At 39.3% G+C, this 19,764-nt stretch carries 18 protein-coding genes; 2 read left to right on the top strand and 16 right to left on the bottom strand.

Features of this window, described 5'->3' with window-relative positions; translation table 11 throughout:
* The first annotated feature begins 2 nt into the window (after positions 1-2).
* Positions 3-1,001: a M48 family metallopeptidase gene (locus K941_RS0102540; protein WP_029102376.1), complete on the top strand. Its 999-nt coding sequence runs from the start codon at positions 3-5 to the stop codon at positions 999-1,001.
* A gap of 48 nt (positions 1,002-1,049) precedes the next feature.
* Here the strand turns inward: K941_RS0102540 and galE are convergent, their stop codons facing one another.
* The 16 genes from galE to K941_RS17475 all read right to left on the bottom strand — a co-directional run bounded on the left by galE (position 1,050) and on the right by K941_RS17475 (position 19,444).
* Positions 1,050-2,084 carry a UDP-glucose 4-epimerase GalE gene (gene galE / locus K941_RS0102535; RefSeq protein WP_029102375.1) on the bottom strand — a complete coding sequence of 345 codons (1,035 nt, stop codon included), beginning with the start codon at positions 2,082-2,084 and terminating at the stop codon, positions 1,050-1,052.
* Positions 2,081-3,313 (bottom strand): UDP-glucose/GDP-mannose dehydrogenase family protein, encoded by a 1,233-nt coding sequence (locus K941_RS0102530; protein WP_029102374.1) that lies wholly within the window; start codon positions 3,311-3,313, stop codon positions 2,081-2,083. The genes galE and K941_RS0102530 overlap by 4 nt, the downstream gene beginning before the upstream one ends.
* Entirely contained in the window at positions 3,289-4,926 is a 1,638-nt protein-coding gene (gene pgi, locus K941_RS0102525) for a glucose-6-phosphate isomerase (RefSeq protein WP_051225816.1), read from the bottom strand. The genes K941_RS0102530 and pgi overlap by 25 nt, the downstream gene beginning before the upstream one ends.
* Before the next feature lie 9 nt (positions 4,927-4,935).
* Positions 4,936-5,802, bottom strand: coding sequence for a UTP--glucose-1-phosphate uridylyltransferase (locus K941_RS0102520; RefSeq protein ID WP_029102372.1), 867 nt, complete (start codon positions 5,800-5,802; stop codon positions 4,936-4,938).
* Between the two features lie 37 nt (positions 5,803-5,839).
* Complete coding sequence (locus K941_RS0102515) at positions 5,840-6,811, bottom strand: CgeB family protein (protein ID WP_029102371.1); 972 nt, start codon at positions 6,809-6,811, stop codon at positions 5,840-5,842.
* Positions 6,812-6,930: 119 nt separating this feature from the next.
* Entirely contained in the window at positions 6,931-8,343 is a 1,413-nt protein-coding gene (locus K941_RS0102510) for a mannose-1-phosphate guanylyltransferase/mannose-6-phosphate isomerase (protein ID WP_029102370.1), read from the bottom strand.
* A 3-nt stretch (positions 8,344-8,346) separates the two neighbouring features.
* Positions 8,347-8,796: a GDP-mannose mannosyl hydrolase gene (locus tag K941_RS0102505; protein ID WP_029102369.1), complete on the bottom strand. Its 450-nt coding sequence runs from the start codon at positions 8,794-8,796 to the stop codon at positions 8,347-8,349.
* 10 nt (positions 8,797-8,806) lie between these two features.
* Positions 8,807-9,973 (bottom strand): DegT/DnrJ/EryC1/StrS family aminotransferase, encoded by a 1,167-nt coding sequence (locus K941_RS0102500; RefSeq protein WP_029102368.1) that lies wholly within the window; start codon positions 9,971-9,973, stop codon positions 8,807-8,809.
* Between the two features lie 14 nt (positions 9,974-9,987).
* Complete coding sequence (locus K941_RS0102495; protein WP_029102367.1) at positions 9,988-10,911, bottom strand: GDP-L-fucose synthase family protein; 924 nt, start codon at positions 10,909-10,911, stop codon at positions 9,988-9,990.
* A gap of 20 nt (positions 10,912-10,931) precedes the next feature.
* Positions 10,932-12,047, bottom strand: coding sequence for a GDP-mannose 4,6-dehydratase (gene gmd / locus K941_RS0102490; protein ID WP_029102366.1), 1,116 nt, complete (start codon positions 12,045-12,047; stop codon positions 10,932-10,934).
* 14 nt (positions 12,048-12,061) lie between these two features.
* The gene (locus tag K941_RS0102485) at positions 12,062-13,675 is read right to left on the bottom strand and encodes an O-fucosyltransferase family protein (protein WP_147287543.1); all 1,614 of its coding nucleotides are present in this window, start codon (positions 13,673-13,675) and stop codon (positions 12,062-12,064) included.
* Positions 13,672-16,473 carry a glycosyltransferase family protein gene (locus K941_RS0102480; protein WP_029102364.1) on the bottom strand — a complete coding sequence of 934 codons (2,802 nt, stop codon included), beginning with the start codon at positions 16,471-16,473 and terminating at the stop codon, positions 13,672-13,674. Before K941_RS0102480 ends, K941_RS0102485 begins: the two co-directional genes overlap by 4 nt.
* A gap of 14 nt (positions 16,474-16,487) precedes the next feature.
* On the bottom strand, positions 16,488-17,753 hold the full coding sequence (gene wecC / locus K941_RS0102475) for a UDP-N-acetyl-D-mannosamine dehydrogenase (protein ID WP_029102363.1): 1,266 nt from the start codon (positions 17,751-17,753) through the stop codon (positions 16,488-16,490).
* A 15-nt stretch (positions 17,754-17,768) separates the two neighbouring features.
* Positions 17,769-18,884, bottom strand: a complete 1,116-nt coding sequence (gene wecB / locus K941_RS0102470; protein ID WP_036387314.1) for a non-hydrolyzing UDP-N-acetylglucosamine 2-epimerase — start codon at positions 18,882-18,884, stop codon at positions 17,769-17,771.
* 24 nt (positions 18,885-18,908) lie between these two features.
* Positions 18,909-19,313 (bottom strand): ABC transporter ATP-binding protein, encoded by a 405-nt coding sequence (locus K941_RS14500; RefSeq protein WP_208854348.1) that lies wholly within the window; start codon positions 19,311-19,313, stop codon positions 18,909-18,911.
* Complete coding sequence (locus K941_RS17475) at positions 19,310-19,444, bottom strand: ATP-binding cassette domain-containing protein (protein WP_265596809.1); 135 nt, start codon at positions 19,442-19,444, stop codon at positions 19,310-19,312. Before K941_RS17475 ends, K941_RS14500 begins: the two co-directional genes overlap by 4 nt.
* A gap of 92 nt (positions 19,445-19,536) precedes the next feature.
* Between K941_RS17475 and K941_RS0102460 the strand changes: the two genes are divergently transcribed.
* Positions 19,537-19,764: IS630 transposase-related protein (locus tag K941_RS0102460; protein ID WP_029102361.1), on the top strand; the 228-nt coding region annotated here is incomplete at its 3' end.

The following is a 19,764-nucleotide window of genomic DNA, read 5'->3' as shown; positions in this document are numbered from 1 at the left end:
TCATGAGTACACGCCTAATCATCGTACGCTATTTTGATGGCAAAACAAGCAAAGCCCATACCGCCCATATCCGCCCAAGCACAAGCCCCGATAGCTTTGTGCTAGAAGGCGACGGCTTTGGCCGAGTGTATCGGACTGCCGACTGTGAATTTGTGCCGAGCGTGGGGCGGTCGGCAGGGGTGCTTGCCTTTGGTAGCGGTGAGCGGATTGAGCTGATTGGCGGTGTACCTGATTGGCTTGAACTGCACAACAAACGCCTATTTCAAAAAATCTCCATCATGGAGAGCAGTTTTGGGTGGATTTTGGTAAGCTTGGTCGCTGTTGTTATTTTTATGACAGGCGTACTCAAATTTGGCGTGCCATTGGCATCGCACCACATCGCCCACTCCCTGCCCCCTGATGTCTTGATGGAAGTCGGACAAAAGGCAGAAGAGCACGTCATGGAGCTGACCGAGCCAAGCAAACTGCCACAGGCTCGCCAAGATGAGATAGTCGCTCTGTACGACAAGCTAGATGGCAACCCCAAAGCCAAAGTACTGGTACGTGGGGGCGGGGTCATCGGGGCAAATGCTCTTGCCATACCGAGTAACACCATCGTCATCACGGACGAGCTCATCGAGCTTAGTGGGGATAACAACGAAATCCTAGCCGTGCTTGCCCATGAACAGGGGCATTTGGTACATCGTCATAGCTTAGAGCAGGCGATTAGCAGTATTGGTGTGGGGGTGCTGGTCATCGTCATCACAGGCGATGCATCTGATTTGATACTCGCCCTACCCACCATGCTCGCCGCCGCCCAATACTCCCAAGATGCGGAGATAGAAGCAGATAAATTTGCCATCGATGAGCTAAAACGCCTTGGCATATCGCCCATGCACCTTGCCAACTTCTTTGAGAAAATGAAAAAAGAACATGGCGACGGTCAAGGGCATTGGTCGCTACTGTCCACGCACCCCAAGACGGATAAGCGGATTGAGCAGGTTAAGAAGCATAGTGAATAGGACATGACTGTCATAATGTCGCAAAAACCGCCTTTGGGCGGTTTTTGTTTAGGCATGATACCCTCTGGGATTTTGACTTTGCCAACGCCATGTATCGACGCACATACGCTCGATGTCGTATTCTGCCGTCCAGCCAAGCAAGTTTTTGGCTTTATCACTACTGGCGTAGCAAGTGGCAATGTCCCCTGCCCGTCTTGGGGCGATGACGTATGGCACGGACTGCCCTGTGGTGTGGATAAAGGCATTGACCAGTTGTAGTACGCTTGTGCCGTTGCCTGTGCCTAGGTTAATCGGCTCAAAGCCAAAAGCTCTCTCGCATTTGGCGATATAATCCAGTGCCGACACATGACCTTTTGCCAAATCCACCACATGAATATAATCACGCACCCCTGTACCATCAACAGTATCATAATCATTGCCAAACACGGATAATTTTTCTAATTTACCCACCGCCACTTGGCTGATATAAGGCATAAGGTTGTTGGGAATGTCGCTTGGGTCTTCGCCGATTGTCCCTGATACATCCGCCCCAATGGGGTTAAAGTAACGTAGGGAGATGATATTCCACACTTGGCTGTCCTGCACGGATTTTGCCAAATCTTCTAGGATATACTCCACCGTGAGCTTGGACTGCCCATAAGGGTTGGTGCATGAGCGTTTGGCGGTCTCGGTAATTGGTAAAATCTCTGGGTCGCCATAGACCGTTGCCGATGATGAAAAGATAAAGTTGGTTACGCCTTTGTCTTTCATGACTTCTAGTAGGTTTAGCGTGCCTGTTACGTTGTTTTGGTAGTATTTAAGCGGTTTTGCCACGCTCTCGCCCACCGCTTTTAGCCCTGCAAAATGAATCACACCAAAAAAATCGTGGTCATTAAAGACTTTGTTTAATAATTCTTTATCAAGCACATCGCCTTTGATAAAGGGGATTTTTTGACCGACAATTTGCTCCACCCTGTCAATGGCGATGGGGCTAGAATTGGATAAATTGTCATACACCACAGGATTAAATCCTGATTTGACAAGTTCAATTAGGGTGTGTGAGCCAATATAGCCCGCCCCGCCTGTGACTAAGATATGTTTCATTGTTTTCTACCTATACCAACATAGTTGCCTTGATACTGTTTAATCTCATCTTCACTCAAGATATTTTTACCATCAAATATCGGCAGTGCAACCTCATTTAATTGATTTAAATCTATCTGTTGTTTATCCGACCAATTTAAAATAAATAAGGCGTGAGCATTTGCCAAATTTTCATAAGGCGTATTAATGATATTAAATAACGGACTATCGCCATAAAGGGTGGTCAATTCTGGCACAGTATGTACCCCATAGACAAAGGTCTTAATCTCATACGCCCAGCATAATTTTAATAATTGATGAATGGCACTGCCTGTGGTTTTGCTTGTCTCACTTCTGTACCCTGCCCCCCAAATCACCACTGTTTTATTCTCAATATTGCCATCAAAATATCGCCAAAACTTTCTAAATATCAGCTCTTTTTGGTCGTCATTGACCGTTAAAACCGATTTTAAAAGTGCGGTATCTACGCCATTGGCATTAAAACTTTGCATTAAAAAGTTTAATTCACTGGGCAAGGACTTACCACCAAAACCCCACCCTGCTTTTAAATATTCGCCCCCAATTCGGCTATCCATTCCCATCATTTTTTGAATGCTTTTAATGTCTATCTTTTGGCTATCAGCAAGGCGTGCCATTTCATTGATAAAAGATAGGCGTGTCGCTAGCATTGCATTGATACTGGCACGAGCAAATTCTATGGTTTTGATGTTATCAATATGATGCTTTTTGCTGTTTTTAATTAAACTTTGCAAGATATGAGAATGCTTAACGCTATTGTAAGATTTTTCGCCAATGAGTAACAACTCAATATGAAAAAAGGCATTAAAATTATGACCATCCTTTAAAAAATTAAACGGCACATAATATACCCAGTTACTTGGACAACCCCTTGCAAAATCCTCAAAAAAATTTAAAGGTTTTGAACCTGATAGTATAATCTGGCTATTAGGATTGACGGTTAAATTTTTGACATCAAAATCATTGGCTTCATCAAAAAATAACCAATAGTGTTCAAAGCTTTCTATCTGATTTTTAATAAGAATTTTATTATCAGAAGTGTATAATTGCCAAAGTAAGGATAATTGGCGGTCAAATTGATAATTATCTAATGTCTTTTGAATGTCATTCTTATCAGCAATCAAATGCACTTGCCAATCCAAACTAGCCAAAAATACAGCAGTGTTAATGCTTTCAAAGTTAATGCCTAAGAGGTTGATTTTATTGTGCATTTTTTTACTCCAATCACAGTAAGTAGTGCATTGGTTGAACCATCAAACTCACTCGCCCCACCATTTAACACACCAAACACACTATCTGCCATCACTTTGCCCACTTCCACGCCCCATTGGTCAAAGGGGTTAATGCCCCATATCACACTCATGACAAAGACTTTGTGTTCATACAAAGCGATGAGCGAACCCAAAGTTTTGGGCGACAGGGCGGTCAAAAGAAGCGTGGTGGAGGGCTGATTGCCACGATATTGTTTAAACTGGCTAAACTTATCGTTATTATTTTTTAACTCATCAGGCAAGGCATCATTACCAAAGGCAAGCACTTGGCTTTGGGCAAGGCAATTTGCCAAAGACAATTTATGCTGATTTTCCAAATACTTATCGTGAATTTGCCCACTGTCATAACGGCAAATGGGCGTGATAAAATCGCACGAGACCCTTTGCGTGCCTTGATGAAGCAGTTGATAAAAGGCGTGCTGGGCGTTGGAGCCGATGTCGCCCCACAAAATCGGACAGGTGGCATAGCCAACCTTTTGACCATCTCGTTTAACCGATTTGCCATTGGACTCCATTTCAAGCTGGGTTAAATAATTGGGGAAGAATTTAAGCCGTCCATCATAAGGCAATACCGAATGGGCGTTAATGCCCAAAAAAGTGGCATTCCACACGCCAATAAGTCCCAAAAGCACAGGCAAGTTTTTCCCAAATTCAGCCGTAGCAAAATGCCGATCCATCTGATTTGCCCCCGCCAAAAGCTCATAAAAATTATGCATTCCAATCTTTATGGCAATGGCAAGCCCAATGGCTGACCACATACTAAATCGTCCGCCCACCCACTCCCAAAGCAAAAGCTGATTATCGGCGTGGATACCCCAGTCCGTCATCTTATCAGGGCGGGTAGAAATGCCAATAAAATGGTGGCGTAAAATGGCATCAAGGTTGGTGTGAGCCGATTGTAACCACGCCAAAGCAGTTTTGGCATTGGCAAGAGTGTCAGAGGTGCCAAAGGATTTTGAGGAGATAATAAACAGCGTGGTTTGGGGGTTTAGGGTTTTTAGGAGGGTGTCTAGCTGTGTGCCGTCCATATTGGAGACAAAATGCACACGAATGTCGGTATCTGCCCATTCATCAAGGGCAAAGGTTGCCATTACAGGTCCAAGGTCAGAACCGCCCACGCCAATATTGACCACATCACTAATCGCTTTACCGGAGTAGCCACGCCACACCTTTTGGCGGATACGCTGGGTAATCGCCTCGCATTTTTGCAAACTTGCGTGAACTTGGGCATTGACATCAACACCGCCCACGATAAGCGTTTCGCCTTTGGGAGAGCGTAAGGCGGTGTGTAGGGCTGGACGGTTTTCGGTGTCGTTTACCTTTTGACCTGTGAGTAAGTTATTGATTTTGCCTGATAAATCACACTCATTCGCAAGGGCAATAAGCTTATCCAAAATCCTGCTATCCACAAGCTGTTTGCTATAATCTATATAAATATCACAAGCGTGAGCGGTGAATGCCGTGCCACGAGTGGGGTCGGATTTAAAGAGGGTGGTTAAATCTGGGACGCTTTGGGCAAGGGTGCTTAGGGTTTGCCAAGTGGAATTTGTCATAAAAATTCCTTATTTTTCAGATAGTTGCCTTTGGGCAAAATACATAAACGCACGCATATAGCTACCCATATCACCAGCGTCAAAACTCCCCCCTGTCATCGTAACCACATCCACGCCCTGTGTGCCAATCAAAGCATCAATGGCATCGGTCAGCTGAATCTCTCCGCCCACGCTAGGAGCGGTTTTGGCAAGGTAATCAAAAATGGCATTGTCAAAGACATAGCGACCCACCACCGCCAAATTGGACGGAGCATTTTCGGGCTTTGGTTTTTCCACAAAACCTGTTACAGGCAATACTTTATTTTCGTTTGATTTTTCTAGCGTTTGGGCATTTTCTAACTTGGCAATGCCATATTTGTCAATGTCCGATACCGCCACAGGGTCAACCAAGATTTGACTACGCCCAGTTTTGGCAAACTCATTCATCATAAACGCCAAATTTTGCGTGGCATAGTCCGTTTCATAAGGATCTAGCACCACATCGGGCAGCAGCACGGCAAAGGGGTTGTCGCCCACCACCGCTCGCCCCTGCAAGACAGCGTGTCCAAGCCCCAAAGGTTTGCCTTGACGAACACTGATAATCCGCACATCATCGGGCAAAAAGTTTAGGCTGTCCGCCAATTTGTCTTTGCCTTTTGAGCGTAATTGCGTGTCAAGCTCGCTATTTATATCAAAATAATTTTCAATGGCGGACTTTTGGGCGTGATTGACAAGGACAATGGTTTTAATCCCTGCTTTGATGGCTTCGTCAATCACATAGGCAATGGCAGGGCGATTGCCAAGTGGTAACAGTTCTTTTGGCACCGCCTTAGACAAGGGGAGCATACGAGTGCCAAAGCCTGCGGTGGGAATGATGGCGTGGGTGATTTTTTTCATATTTTTTTACACCTTAAAATAGATTTATCGCAAAATGCTAGCTATAACCAACAACTTTTTTAATCTTATCCAAAAATTGTTGCCAAGTAAAGTTTTGTAAAATATAATCAGAACCCGCTTTTGTTCTTTCCAAATCTAATTTTGAGGGACCATGCTTTAATCGTTGAAATAACTCCACTGCCTCCTCTTCACTCTGCACAATATGACAATATTCAGAAAATAACTCACTCATCGCCAAACTAGGAGTGGATACCAAAATCCCACCACAGGCCAAAATCTCTACCACACGCCTTGAAAACATTGTGGGAGAATTTTCAATAGTATTGACATTCAGGGAAACCAAAAAATTACGATAGATGTCTGCTGTATCCACATAATCCAAGGCTGACATCACTTTTAATCCAAATTCTTGTTCTGGATAACGATAATTATGCGATTTTCTATCTGAATTGCGATCAAAAATCGTAACTGGTAAACCTGCCTTTAATGCTGATGAAAATAACATCTCTTGGCGTTCACGACGCTTATCATGAATATGTTTACTAAAACTGCCAACAAAATTCGCCTCGTTTTTTTGAAAATTAAACCCTTGAAAATGATGAATTCGTGGCTGAATAGGAAACATTGCCGCATCAACTGTTGTTGAAGTGGGTACAATTGCACGATATTTCTCTATGCAATTAGCATCAACAGTAAAGATATGATCGAAATGTTTAGCTGAATCAATAAAGCGGTCAAAATGAATAGAATCCTCCTTGTTCCAAAAAACAGTGGGAATGCCTTTCTTTTTAGCTTTCTCAACCAAATGCACTAATTTTTCATTGGTTCGTTCAGGATGGTCAGGATAGGAGGCAATCTTATATTTCCATCGGTCTTTGTAACCGTGCCAAGCGGATTCTACAAATAGAATTGTTTTTTTTTGCAAAATATACCAAGTTTGTTGAATCTCAATTTGCTCCAATCTCATAGATTGAAAAGTTAAACTATCACTAACTATATAAACCTTCATATCAGAGCCCCTCCTCAATTTCTATTTTTCCTTATGGTGTGTAAGAATAATCAATATTTCAGTCTACAATAAAGATTACAATACAATCTTGCAGGTACTATATATGTCTATCTTTGTAGTTAAACTACAACCCTCCCATACCTATCCTCAAATCTCACAATATCGTCCTCGCCAAGATAGCTACCGACTTGCACTTCAATGAGTTCAAGGGGGATTTTGCCGGGGTTTTCCAGATAATGCACAGCTCCCAATGGGATATAAATGGACTCATTTTCGGTCAATAACACTTCTTTGTCATCAATACCCACCTTTGCTGTGCCTGATACCACAATCCAATGCTCGGCACGGTGGTGGTGCATTTGCACGGACAGTTTTTCGCCAGCTTTGACAGTAATGCGTTTGACCTGATAACGAGTGCCATTGTCTATGGAATCGTATTTGCCCCAAGGGCGATACACTTCACGGTGTAATTCAATTTCTTTGCGGTTTTGTCGCCCTAGTGCTTGCACAAGTGATTTGACATTTTGGGCATTATCCCTATTAGTAACGAGTACCGCATCTTTGGTTTGCACCACAATGGCATCGCTGACACCCACCGTTGCCACCAGCCCTGTTTCAGCAAAGAGATAATTATTATGACTGTCAATCGCTAAAACATCGCCAATCTTGGCATTTCCTTGCTCGTCTTTGTCAGACACCTCCCATAAAGACGACCACGCCCCCACATCATTCCACCCTGCATTCATCGGCACAACAACAGCGTCAGTGGTTTTTTCCATCACTGCATAATCAATGGAGTCCTCAGGACAAGTGGCAAAAATCTCATTATCAATCCGCACAAAATCCAAATCGTCATTGGTGTTTTGAATGGATTTTTCACAAACCTCATGAATGTCTGGGCGATGTTTTTGTAGTTCGTTTAGATAAGTTTGAGCCCTAAAGGCAAACATTCCACTATTCCACAAATAATCACCACTTGATAGGTAGTTTTGGGCGGTTTGTAAATCTGGCTTTTCTACAAATTGACTGATCAAAAAGCCATTATCGCCCAACTTCTCGCCACATTGGATATAGCCGTAGCCTGTTTCTGGGGCATTTGGCACAATACCAAAAGTAACAAGTTGGTTATTTTCAATATGGCTAATGGCATTTTTGACCGATGTTTGAAATGCCACCTTATCCAAAATAATATGGTCAGCAGGTAATACTAACAGATTAGGGTTTTTACCATTTTGAGTGGCATAAAAAGAGGTAAGAGCAATCGCGGGAGCAGTATTTTTACCCACAGGCTCTAAGATGATATTATGGTCTAAATAACCAATCTGGCGTAGCTGTTCTGCTACCAAAAAGCGATGATTTTCATTACAAATCACAATCGGCTTGGCACAGTCTAGCCCCTCTAAACGCAAAATGGTTGTCTGGAGCATTGTTAAATCGCCGTGCAATTTATGAAATTGCTTGGGAAACAATTCTCTGGATAATGGCCAAAGGCGAGAGCCTGTACCACCTGCGATGATGATGGGTTGGAGCATTTTTTATTCCTTAAAATAATCTTTGGTGTATTGATGAACTTCTATATCTATCATGAGTTCATCAATATCAAACCACCGATAATCACTGTGTTGTTCTATGGGCAAATCATTTAAATCATCTACCACCAGTTCATATGCCAGTACAACATAATGGGTAGCAATGTCATCACCAAGTATGCTGTCATCATAAAAATGCTGATAAGGAGCGATAAACCTTGCTTTATTTAATGAAAATGATTGCCCCAATTCTTGATGAGTTAATCGGATAAATGCATCAGCAATTTTTTCATTTTTGCGGATACGCCCACCCACCACAAACCAAAAGTTTTTGGCGGGGGGATTATTGCGTTTGCCGAGTAACACTTGCCCTTGATGATTTTTGACGATTAGGTCTATGGAAATCAAGGGCGTGTTATCAATAATAGTGCAAAAAGTCTCTTGGTTTAAAAACATTGTTGATGCACTATTTTAAAACTTTTGCTAACAAGTCTAATTCTCTTGTTAAATCGATTTGGTGATTACCCACAAACAAACCATGAGAATCCAGATAGTCAGCATTATTGACAGAGCCTGAAATTTCATAATCAAAGTATTTTAAAACATCGTGATTTTTTAGGAAATTACCCGTAACAATCGGACGGCATTCAATTTCATTTTTTGCCAGTATTTTCACCACTTGACTGCGAGTAATGTTTGCATCGGGGCGAATAATCAACGAAAAACCAAACCAGCTGCTTTCACCAATTTCTTGTTGAATGATAAAATTGGGGTGATTGGCAAACTTTGATTTAAAATACTCAGCATTGATTTTGCGTTGCTCTAAAAATTTAGGCAATTTTTTCAATTGTTCAATACCAATCGCACCACTCATCTCTAATGGACGAACATTATAACCAGGTAAAACAAATTTAAAAGACTCTTCAAAAGGATTATCTGATTTTACGCCCGTGATGTGATTGTGTTTTGGTAGATTTCTTGTCCAACCGTGAGCCCGAATACAAAGTAAAATATGATATAATTCTTCATCATTGGTTACAACGCAACCGCCCTCCATTGTGGCGATATGGTGAGAAAAGAATGAACTAAAAGTTCCCATTAACCCAAAAGTACCTGCGTATTTTTGGTTAAAGGTCGCCCCCATTGATTCACAATTATCCTCCAATAGGATAATATCTTTTTCGCCAATCAATGATTGGATTTTGGCAAAATCATTAGGGTTGCCCAGCAAGTTTACTGTTAAAATGGCTCGCGTTTTATCCGTAATGGCATTTTCCAATTGATTCAAATCCATATTTAAAGTATTTAAATCAATATCCACAAATTTAACCTTTAAGCCATATTGTTGTAATGGGAAATAGGTGGTTGACCAAGAAACCGCAGGAACGATAATTTCATCGCCACGCTTTAAAGGATTGTTTTTTCTAAAAAATAATGCTGCAATCATTAATAGATTGGCGGTTGAGCCGGAACTAACCATAACAGCATATTTTGACCCAAAAAACTGAGCAAAATCTTTTTCATATTGAGCAACAAATTGCCCCATAGAATACATATCAGAATCAATGACTTTTTGAATTGCTTGCAATTCTTTTTCGTCCCAAGTGCTACTGGCCAATGAATAAGCGACCATATTATAATACCCCATTAAATTTTTAAAGTTAAAAAATGTTGATAAGTTTCATTTAAACCTTGTTCTAAGGAAAATTGATTTTTCCAACCCAATTGTTGCAATTTATCAGTATTGACAAGTTTTTGTTTCATACCAACAGGTTTTGATAAATCGTGTACAAATTTTCCTTGATAACCAACCACTTTTGCAATTTGTTCATAATAGTCATTGATAGAATAATCGTATCCCAAACCCACATTGGTCATATTGGGTAATTTGGACAAATTCTCCAAAGCAAAGAATATGGCATCAGCCAAATCCTCAGCATACATAAACTCTCGACGAACAGTACCGTCCCCCCAAATCTGCACATTATCTACGCCATTCATTTTTGCATGGTGAACTTTTAACAATGCAGAAGGAATCATATGTGATTTAATGGGGTCAAACTTATCATATTTACCATACAAATTACACGGAATGAGCGTTTTGTATTCACAATCAGTATTGGTTCTACTGATATATTCACACAATTTGGCGGTAACGATTTTTGCCAATGCGTAGCCTTCGTTGGTTGGCTCTAATTCGCCTGTTAAAATACTTTCCTCAATTAAGGGATTTTGAGCATTTCTTGGATACATACAGGAACTACCCAAATTAATCAGCTTTTTAATACCTGCTTGATATGTTCCCAAGACAATATTTTGCCCCATTAAAGTATTTTCGTGCAAAAACTTTACAGGATTTTCAATATTGGCTTGAATACCACCAACAATACCTGCCGAATGAATCACAACATCAGGCTGAATGTCTGCAAGATAGTCATCAACAGCATTCTTATCGAGCAAATTTAATTCGGAACTGCTAGGTGCTAATAATTGATATTGTGAAAAATTTTTGACATAATCTTGCACATTACGCCCCACCATACCAGAGCCACCCGTTAATAAAATTTTCATAGAATTTCCTTTATTAACGGTTATTCAACAGAAACAGGGGTGTGATAACCGTGCTGTTTTAATAAGGCGTGGCGTTTGGCAACTTTTAAATCCTCTTGCACCATCTCACGACACATTTCTTGTACGGTGATTTCTGGTGTCCAACCGAGTTTTTCTTTGGCTTTTGTTGGGTCGCCAAGTAGGGTTTCCACTTCGGCAGGACGGAAGTAGCGTGGGTCAATTTTGACAATCACATCACCCACCTTGACAGCGGGAGCATTTTCGCCTGAAATGCTTTCTACGATGCCTACTTCATCAACGCCAACCCCCTCAAAACGCAATGTAATGCCAAGCTCTTCGGCTGACCAAGTGATAAACTCACGCACGCTGTACTGTACGCCTGTGGCAATGACAAAATCCTCTGGTTTGTCTTGTTGGAGCATCATCCACTGCATTCGCACATAGTCTTTGGCGTGTCCCCAATCGCGAAGTGCGTCCATATTACCCATATATAGACAAGATTCTAAGCCCTGTGCGATGTTGGCAAGTCCACGCGTGATTTTACGTGTTACAAAAGTCTCGCCTCGTCTTGGCGATTCATGGTTAAACAAAATGCCGTTGCAGGCGTACATTCCATAAGCCTCACGGTAATTAACCGTAATCCAATAGGCGTACAATTTTGCCACCGCATAAGGCGAGCGAGGATAAAATGGCGTGGTTTCTTTTTGGGGAATTTCTTGTACCAACCCATACAGTTCAGAAGTAGAGGCTTGATAAAAGCGAGTTTTCTTTTCAAGACCCAAAAAGCGAATGGCTTCAAGTAGGCGAAGTGTACCAATCGCATCCACATCGGCGGTATATTCTGGCGATTCAAAACTGACCGCCACATGACTTTGAGCACCCAAATTGTACACTTCATCAGGCTGAACTTCTGCCAAAATGCGTGTTAAATTAGAAGTGTCGGTCAAATCGCCATAATGCAATTTGAAACGAGCATTTTCAATGTGCGGGTCTTCATAAATATGGTCAATCCGTCCTGTATTAAACAGGGAGGCACGGCGTTTGATGCCGTGAACTTCATAACCTTTTTCAAGCAAGAATTCGGCTAGATAACTACCGTCTTGACCTGTGATACCTGTGATTAGGGCTTTTTTCATAAAAAATCCTCATTTCAATAAAGTCTTAGCTCAATTAATTTATTTTTGATAATATTGATGTTGTTTATTATCTCTTCCTTAGTTCCAACAAACAACATATCATCAAAATATGATAGATGATATTTTTCACCATAAATAGCAATAAACACCCCATCTGTTTTTACATCCAATTCATTAAATATATTCAAAATCACATCTACTTTTGATATTTCTTGGAACTCTTTGTCAACTCTTACATATCTATCTTTATTATCCAAGAAGTATATTTTATTCAAGTCGCAGACACCAAAAGCTTTAACCGCCTCAAAAAAATAAGACTCACCACCACATAAAGCGATACATTTTGACAATGCCAATATTTCTGAAAAGGCTATTTCATCATTAAGATCCACAGCGACATCTCTTCTGTAATGCAGAAGCGTTTTATCAAAAAGATAATTATTGTGATTACAACCCAAACCAACATCTTGTACAAATTCAGATAAAAAAATAATAGACTTTTCAGGAAAACTACTCTGAATAAATTCAGCAACCCTTACACAATCAGATGATAACAAAATATACTCAATATCTCCATTATCATCAATACATCTTTTTATTGCGGAATATATTTTTTGTCCCGATGGTGGTTTGACTCCCCACAGGTTACGAACGGAGGAGTAATATCTTTCTCCATTCCCATGTCGCACATGTACAGCAAGTGCTTTCTGATACTTATTTGAAAGCTCAAACTTATCTTCTAACCTAGATAAGCGCTCCATAACCGAATAACTTGGAATAATACGTGAATAAAGCCTTCTTGATACCTCTTCAGATTGCTCACCCTTATTTTGGTAATATCTCATATTATCTCTTGTAACCAAAATGGCCTTTTGAGCTTGTTTGGGCAAATAATCACTTGTATCATAGTGCGAAATGTTTTTTTCTGATTGATATGTATTATGACCAAAAATATGATTTACCAAATGTTCAGCAAAACCAGATTTTAATATCTTATAATGATTGCCAAATTTAGATTGATTTATTTTTTTTGGGTAATCAATAACTTTGGAGGTCAATTCATCCACCACAGCTTCTTTTATACTATTTTGACTTCCAATAAGCCCCAATGCAGTAGCAATAACGGAAAGACGCCCTCCCAAACCATAAAAAGGAGCATACACACACACCAAACCTTTTTGATTATTCTCTGATATATTATTTATTAGCGAATTAAAAGACAACCTATCTGTATATATATTAACAGAGGAAAGGACAATACATCCTCTACGCTCTCTAGAAATCCGAATAGCTGAAATTGTTGCTCCTATACTGATTTTTTTGGTTTTTGAGAATTGATCTACAAAAATCCAACTCTCTTGATGCAAAACACTTAAGTTTAGGGGGACAACCTTATCAAGATAAATATCTCTTAGCACAACCTCTACACTATCCACATAACTAATATATGGTAGATCAACTTGAACAAATGACCCTTCCTCTTCCAAAGTGTGGGCACTATAACGATGGCTGGACATTGAGCCATCAAGCAAGTAGCCTACCCCCCCTTTTTTTTCCCAATCACTAACTGAGCTTGAAAAAGTCGTACATAAATACGATATATTTATTAAATTCATACTTAAACTCAACCAAAAATCTCCTTAGTTAAAGAATGAAATACGGTATCTTTACCATATCTTTTGATTATAAAGCTCCTATTTTTAGAAATCAATTTTTCATTATTTCTACCAATATGCTTCATAACATATTCAACTGCCTGCTCATCTGATGATACAATCCAAGAATCTTGGTATATCTCTGATGCCTCGCTCCAATTCCATACCACTGGGATAGAGCCAGACAACACACCATCAGCCAATGCATAATGAAACGATTCAAAATCACTAGGCGATAAAATGAAATCAATATCTTTATACCATAGAGCAACATCATTACCCCACTCACTAAATATAACCTTTGATTCCAACCCTTTTTCTTTTATCTGATTATAAACATCATAATAATAATCCAGCTCTTTTATTCGGCTTGCTCCTTTCATAAATTCTAGATTCTCAGGTCTATGCCCTTTTATGTGCAGTTCAGCATCAATGCCTTTTTCATTGAGAGCCAATAGCAAATTAACAGCTCTATCAAAACGCTTTCTTTGCGGAACAATTCCAACCATGCCTAGCGTAACAACTTTTGCTCTAGCTTTTTTACCCCCAGAAAAACCATACTCATCATCTAACACGAAATTAGGGATAACAATGGTTTTTTCTCTAGGCAAAGAGAACAACCTAATATACTCCTCTCGTACACTATTGGAAACAAAAATAACTTTTGTTACAGCACCAAAATTAATTTGTTTACCAAATTTCTTAGCACGTTCATTAATTTCTTGCAAATGCACACGAATATATAGGGGCTTATTCTCAATATTGTTATTGGAAAAATAAACAGCATTAGCTAATCCCCACTCACAAAAAATCACACTGGATTTTTTGTAATTGTTTTTTGAGGTCTCTAAATCTGTCGCTATCCCCCACTCCCAAATATCACGGATAACTTTAAATCCTCTAGACTTCAAATAGGAAATGTATGGATCGATAAATTTAAAATCATGTCCCGAAAAACAAATTAAACCTATATTTTCTACATCATGCATCAAATTAAAGGGTGAATAAACACTAAGTCGTTTCGCCACATTGCTTACCGCATGTTTATCTCTCAAATTATTAATCAAGTGGGTTGAATCAAAGGATCTTTTGGATGAGATTACCTCACAAAAATCACTTTCATCTTTTACATAAAAAGGATAATCGCTACCTAATTCATTTATATGAATTTTACTTGGATAACAAATCACCTTTTGATTCATAGCAATCGCTTCAAGCAACTTTGTAGACAATTCCAATGTAAAGTCCTCAAAGTATCCTGGTCGAAAAGCCCAAACATAATCCATATCTTTTAGTAAATTAATGCACTGCTCTCGATTTAAGGTGGTATAATGCTCAGCCTTAGCTTCTGCCAATAATTTTTTGATTTTTGCAACAAAAGGTTTTCTCTCTTCCCCTTTTGCTGAAATTTTATTAGCCGCAATAAAAAGTTTAATTTTTCTATCATTTTTTCTATTGAAGTTAACAACCCAAGATAGAAGCTCCTCCATACCCCAATTAGGCATAATTTTTCCTGCATAGCCAATTTTTATTTCTGCATCAGTACTTTTATGCACCACCTTTAGTGTCTTATCAAAAATAGCATCGGGCAATGAAGGGGGTAGATAGGCAAAATTACTATGTTCATACCCTAATAAAGAAAATACCTGTTTTTTTATTTCTATTGTTTGTATTAACATCAAATGAGAATGTAAGGCAATATTTTTTACTAACTTTTGTTGGGTATCAGAAATAAAAACCACCCCCTCCTTCATTTCATAAAAATCTGTAAGGTAGGAGATAGTGCGGTATTTGAATATACGATCAGAAACTAATTCATTGGCCGCAACAATACCCCTAACTAGCACACCTCTTAAATAAGGATGCATAAAGTCAATATTACGAATAACGTCCAAGGCTTGCTGTTCATTAATTTCAACACTATCTGAATAGTCAGACGGCTGAATGATTGTTAGATTATGCTTGTTTACAATATTCGATACGATAATATCACTACGCAAATTTTCCTTCAAAACAAGAATAACCTTATGATTTGTTGCTATAATATCCACCATTGAAGACATCCAAATAGAAGATCCATCCGCTACATTCGGTGAAATATTTGCGTAAATAATATATGTGTTATAATCAAAAAGTTGCCATATTTTATCATGAATTTTTTTTTGATCGACAACAAACCCTATTGGTTCTTGGCTTTTTTGATCGCTGATATTTTTAGACTTTTCACGATAATTTTTATCAAACAATCCAATTTCTTGAATCTCTAGATTATCCTTATATGTAGTATGAAACTTAACCACTAAAAAAGGTGTATTTTTATAAATAACGAGAGATGTACTACTATGATAAAAACCATTCTGAGCCCTACCACCCCCAACATAACTAAACATACCATCCTTTCCCATATTCAACCCTAACTTTTTTGAAATATGGGGACTAACTGCTACACCAAACATCTCAAAAGATGCCCAAACTAACTTTCTATTTTTATGAAGAGCGCCACTCCTGTGTTTTAAAACAAGATTATATTCACCAGAATGCACATTAACAAATACTACCATTTTGTTTTTTATACCACCAAGATCTTGTACATTCAAAATTGTATTTGCATGTACTATTAAAGCATCTTCCGCCCTAAATTGATGGTAAATATCAAGAAACTGCTTTCCTTGCCTATAATAATTATAAGCTTTTTTAAAAGCAGGCAATCTATTAGCTTTCTCTCCAATTAATATAGTGCTATTCTTTAACTTATCAAATACTCTTTTCATGTTTTTATACACCACTATTGTTTAATACCCTTCGTATCCACTATTAACTGATTTCCAGTAAATTGCATCAACTTAAATTCCCTATGATCTACCAAAACTACCAACACATCAGCAATACTTAAGGCACCATCCAAAGAAACCAAGCTAATATTTTGTTCTGTCAATTTAGCTGGTAGTTCTTCCACATTCGGCTCAACTGCCAAAATTTGATTCGGGTATTTCTCTGCCAATTTTTCAGTAATTTTTAAAGCAGGGCTTTCACGCAAATCATCAATATCTGGCTTAAACGCCAAGCCTAAACAAGCAATCTTAATTTCATTAATGGATTTACCAGTTTTTTGTAACACTTCAATGACCGCCTCGTTAACCTTACCAATAACCCAATCAGGCTTGTTATCATTTACCAATCGTGCAGTATGAATCAATTTCGCCAAATCAGGGGTTTTGTTCACGATAAACCAAGGATCTACCGCAATACAATGCCCACCAACACCACAGCCTGGCCGTAAAATGTTCACTCGTGGATGACGATTAGCAAGAGAAATCAGCTCCCAAACATTGATGTTGAGTTTGTCACAGATAATCGATAATTCATTAGCAAAAGCAATGTTCACATCACGAAAAGAATTTTCTGTTAATTTACACATCTCTGCGGTGCGTGCATTGGTAACAATACAATCACCTTTAACAAAAACTTTATACAAAGCCGTCGCAGCATCTGAGCATTTTTGAGTCATACCGCCAATAATGCGGTCATTTTCAATCAATTCACGCATTACTTGACCTGGCAAAACACGCTCGGGACAATGAGCAATACGAATATCAGATTGCTCACCATTTTGTTGTGGGAAAGTTAAATCTGGACGAGCCTCTGCTAGCCATTCTGCCATTTGTTCGGTTGCTCCAACTGGTGAGGTCGATTCCAAAATGACCAAATCACCTTTTTTTAGCACAGGTGCAATGGCTTTACTGGCAGATTCAATATAACTTAAATCCGGCTCATAATCATCACCTTTAAACGGTGTTGGCACAGCAATCAAAAATGCATCGGCAGGCTCTGGTGTTAATGTTGCTCTTAATTTGCCTTCATTCACACATTTTTTAACCACCACATCCAAATCAGGCTCCACAATATGAATATTGCCTCGATTAATGGTATCTACCGCCTTTTTATTGACATCAATACCTATCACATTTAAGCCATGCTGAGCAAAGGCGGCAGCCGTTGGTAGTCCAATATAGCCAAGTCCAATTACCGAAATTGTATTAAAATTTAACATATAAAATTCTCTAATTTATTTAAATACTGCTAAGATTTGTTCAACTGCTGTACCATCCCCATAAGGATTATGAGCCTCAGACATTTGCTGATAGGTTGCAGTGTCATTAATGAGCAACTTAACATTATCTACAATGCTTTGCTTAGATGTACCGACCAATTTTACTGTACCAGCTTCTACTGCTTCTGGGCGCTCGGTTGTATCTCGCATCACAAGAACAGGTTTGCCCAGTGAAGGTGCTTCTTCTTGAATACCACCAGAATCAGTTAAAATTAGATAAGACTGTCGCATCAAATAAACAAACGATAAATAATCTAAAGGCTCAATCAAATGCACATTTTCTTTATCTTTTAGCCAGCGATTAACTGGTTCTCTCACATTTGGATTTAAATGGACGGGGTAAACGAATTGTATATCAGAGAATAGCTTAGCCAATTCAGCAATGGCGACACAAATATTCTCAAAACCTTCACCAAAATTCTCTCTACGATGTCCAGTAATGAGAACAATTTTTTTATCTTTTAAGTAACTAAATTCTTGCTCATATTTTTCTTGCAAAGATGAGCTGTCATCTATTTTTTTACAAGCCAAAAATAATGCATCGATAACCGTATTGCCAGTAACATAAATACCATCTGCATTTACACCCTCTGCCAATAAATTAGCCTTTGTACTACTTGTTGGGGCGAAATGGTATTTTGTTAATGCACCCGTTAACTTGCGATTACCCTCTTCTGGCCAAGGAGAGTAAATGTTGTGAGTGCGCAACCCTGCTTCAATATGAGCGATATCAATTTGATTATAATAGGCTGCCAATGCAGTTGCCAAAGTTGTCGCTGTATCGCCATGTACAAAAATTGTGGTCGGATGATAATCATCTATAACAGGCTGGATTTTTTCTAAAATAGACGAGGTAACAGTTGAGAGTGTTTGCTTGCTACTCATAATATCCAAATCGTAATCTGGTACAATTTCAAATAATTCAAGCACTTGATCTAGCATTTGTCGGTGTTGCGCTGTAACACACACCCTATAATCCAAACCGCTGTTTTTAAACCCTTCGACCAAAGGTGCCATTTTAATGGCCTCTGGGCGAGTACCAAATACAATTAAATTTCTTGCTGACGACATAAGCCCATCCGAATTAATCAAATTCTACAACTTCTTATAAATCTCAAAAGCTTCATCCATATCTTCATACACTGTTAATTCGCCCGCTTGCAAAATCGCCACTTTATCACAGTGTTGTTTGATATTGTTTAGCTCATGAGACACCATTACCAATGCCCTGTCCGCTCTTTCCTCAAAAAGCTCCTCTTGGCATTTTCTCTTAAAGGTCGCATCGCCCACCGATGTTACTTCGTCAATCAAATAGCAATCAAAATCAATCGCCATTGAAATGGCAAAGGCAAGTTTGGCTCGCATACCTGACGAATACACCCGCACAGGTTCATACAAATATTTACCAAGCTCTGCAAAAGATTCTACAAAGACTAGGGCTGTTTTATAATCCACATCATAGACACGAGACACAAAACGCACATTGTCCGCACCCGTCAAACTACCCTGAAACGCCCCACCAAAGGCCAAGACATTTTCATCTTTCTGATAATTTTGCCCGAACTTGGTGGTTCTGCACCACCCAAAATACGCACCAAGGTAGATTTGCCAGCACCATTTCTGTCTAGTATACCATTTTTTTCGCCATATTCAACCGTTACACCCCAAAAACCCCAAATATGCTACAATACCCTAACATCCATTAAATAGAACTTTAAATACCATGACCTACTCCTTAGACTTTCGTAAAAAAGCTCTGGCACTCATCAATGACAAAGGCATGTCTTATCGCAAGGTAGCTTCTTTACTTAATGTCTCTACTCGTACCTTACAAAACTGGCAACAAAACATAGAGATTAAACCCACCAAAGAAGTAAAGCCTAGAAAGATAGATGATGAGGCATTACTCAAAGATGTAGAAGATTATCCCTATGATTATCTGTATGAGCGA

This window comes from Moraxella caprae DSM 19149 (assembly GCF_000426885.1).
Taxonomy (GTDB): Bacteria; Pseudomonadota; Gammaproteobacteria; order Pseudomonadales; family Moraxellaceae; genus Moraxella; species Moraxella caprae.
The sequence above is the reverse complement of the archived record's forward strand: the minus strand, read 5'-3'. Positions and strand labels throughout refer to the sequence as shown.

Excerpts from the sequence above, each read along its gene's own strand:
- K941_RS0102530 (WP_029102374.1), bottom strand. The coding sequence starts at position 3,313 with ATGCACAATAAAATCAACCTCTTAGGCATTAACTTTGAAAGCATTAAC.
- K941_RS0102480 (WP_029102364.1), bottom strand. The coding sequence starts at position 16,473 with ATGAAAAGAGTATTTGATAAGTTAAAGAATAGCACTATATTAATTGGA.
- K941_RS0102505 (WP_029102369.1), bottom strand. The coding sequence starts at position 8,796 with ATGTTTTTAAACCAAGAGACTTTTTGCACTATTATTGATAACACGCCC.
- K941_RS0102495 (WP_029102367.1), bottom strand. The coding sequence starts at position 10,911 with ATGAAAATTTTATTAACGGGTGGCTCTGGTATGGTGGGGCGTAATGTG.
- K941_RS0102510 (WP_029102370.1), bottom strand. The coding sequence starts at position 8,343 with ATGCTCCAACCCATCATCATCGCAGGTGGTACAGGCTCTCGCCTTTGG.
- pgi (WP_051225816.1), bottom strand. The coding sequence starts at position 4,926 with ATGACAAATTCCACTTGGCAAACCCTAAGCACCCTTGCCCAAAGCGTC.
- K941_RS0102540 (WP_029102376.1), top strand. The coding sequence starts at position 3 with ATGAGTACACGCCTAATCATCGTACGCTATTTTGATGGCAAAACAAGC.
- wecC (WP_029102363.1), bottom strand. The coding sequence starts at position 17,753 with ATGTTAAATTTTAATACAATTTCGGTAATTGGACTTGGCTATATTGGA.
- gmd (WP_029102366.1), bottom strand. The coding sequence starts at position 12,047 with ATGAAAAAAGCCCTAATCACAGGTATCACAGGTCAAGACGGTAGTTAT.
- wecB (WP_036387314.1), bottom strand. The coding sequence starts at position 18,884 with ATGTCGTCAGCAAGAAATTTAATTGTATTTGGTACTCGCCCAGAGGCC.
- K941_RS0102500 (WP_029102368.1), bottom strand. The coding sequence starts at position 9,973 with ATGGTCGCTTATTCATTGGCCAGTAGCACTTGGGACGAAAAAGAATTG.
- K941_RS0102515 (WP_029102371.1), bottom strand. The coding sequence starts at position 6,811 with ATGAAGGTTTATATAGTTAGTGATAGTTTAACTTTTCAATCTATGAGA.
- galE (WP_029102375.1), bottom strand. The coding sequence starts at position 2,084 with ATGAAACATATCTTAGTCACAGGCGGGGCGGGCTATATTGGCTCACAC.
- K941_RS0102520 (WP_029102372.1), bottom strand. The coding sequence starts at position 5,802 with ATGAAAAAAATCACCCACGCCATCATTCCCACCGCAGGCTTTGGCACT.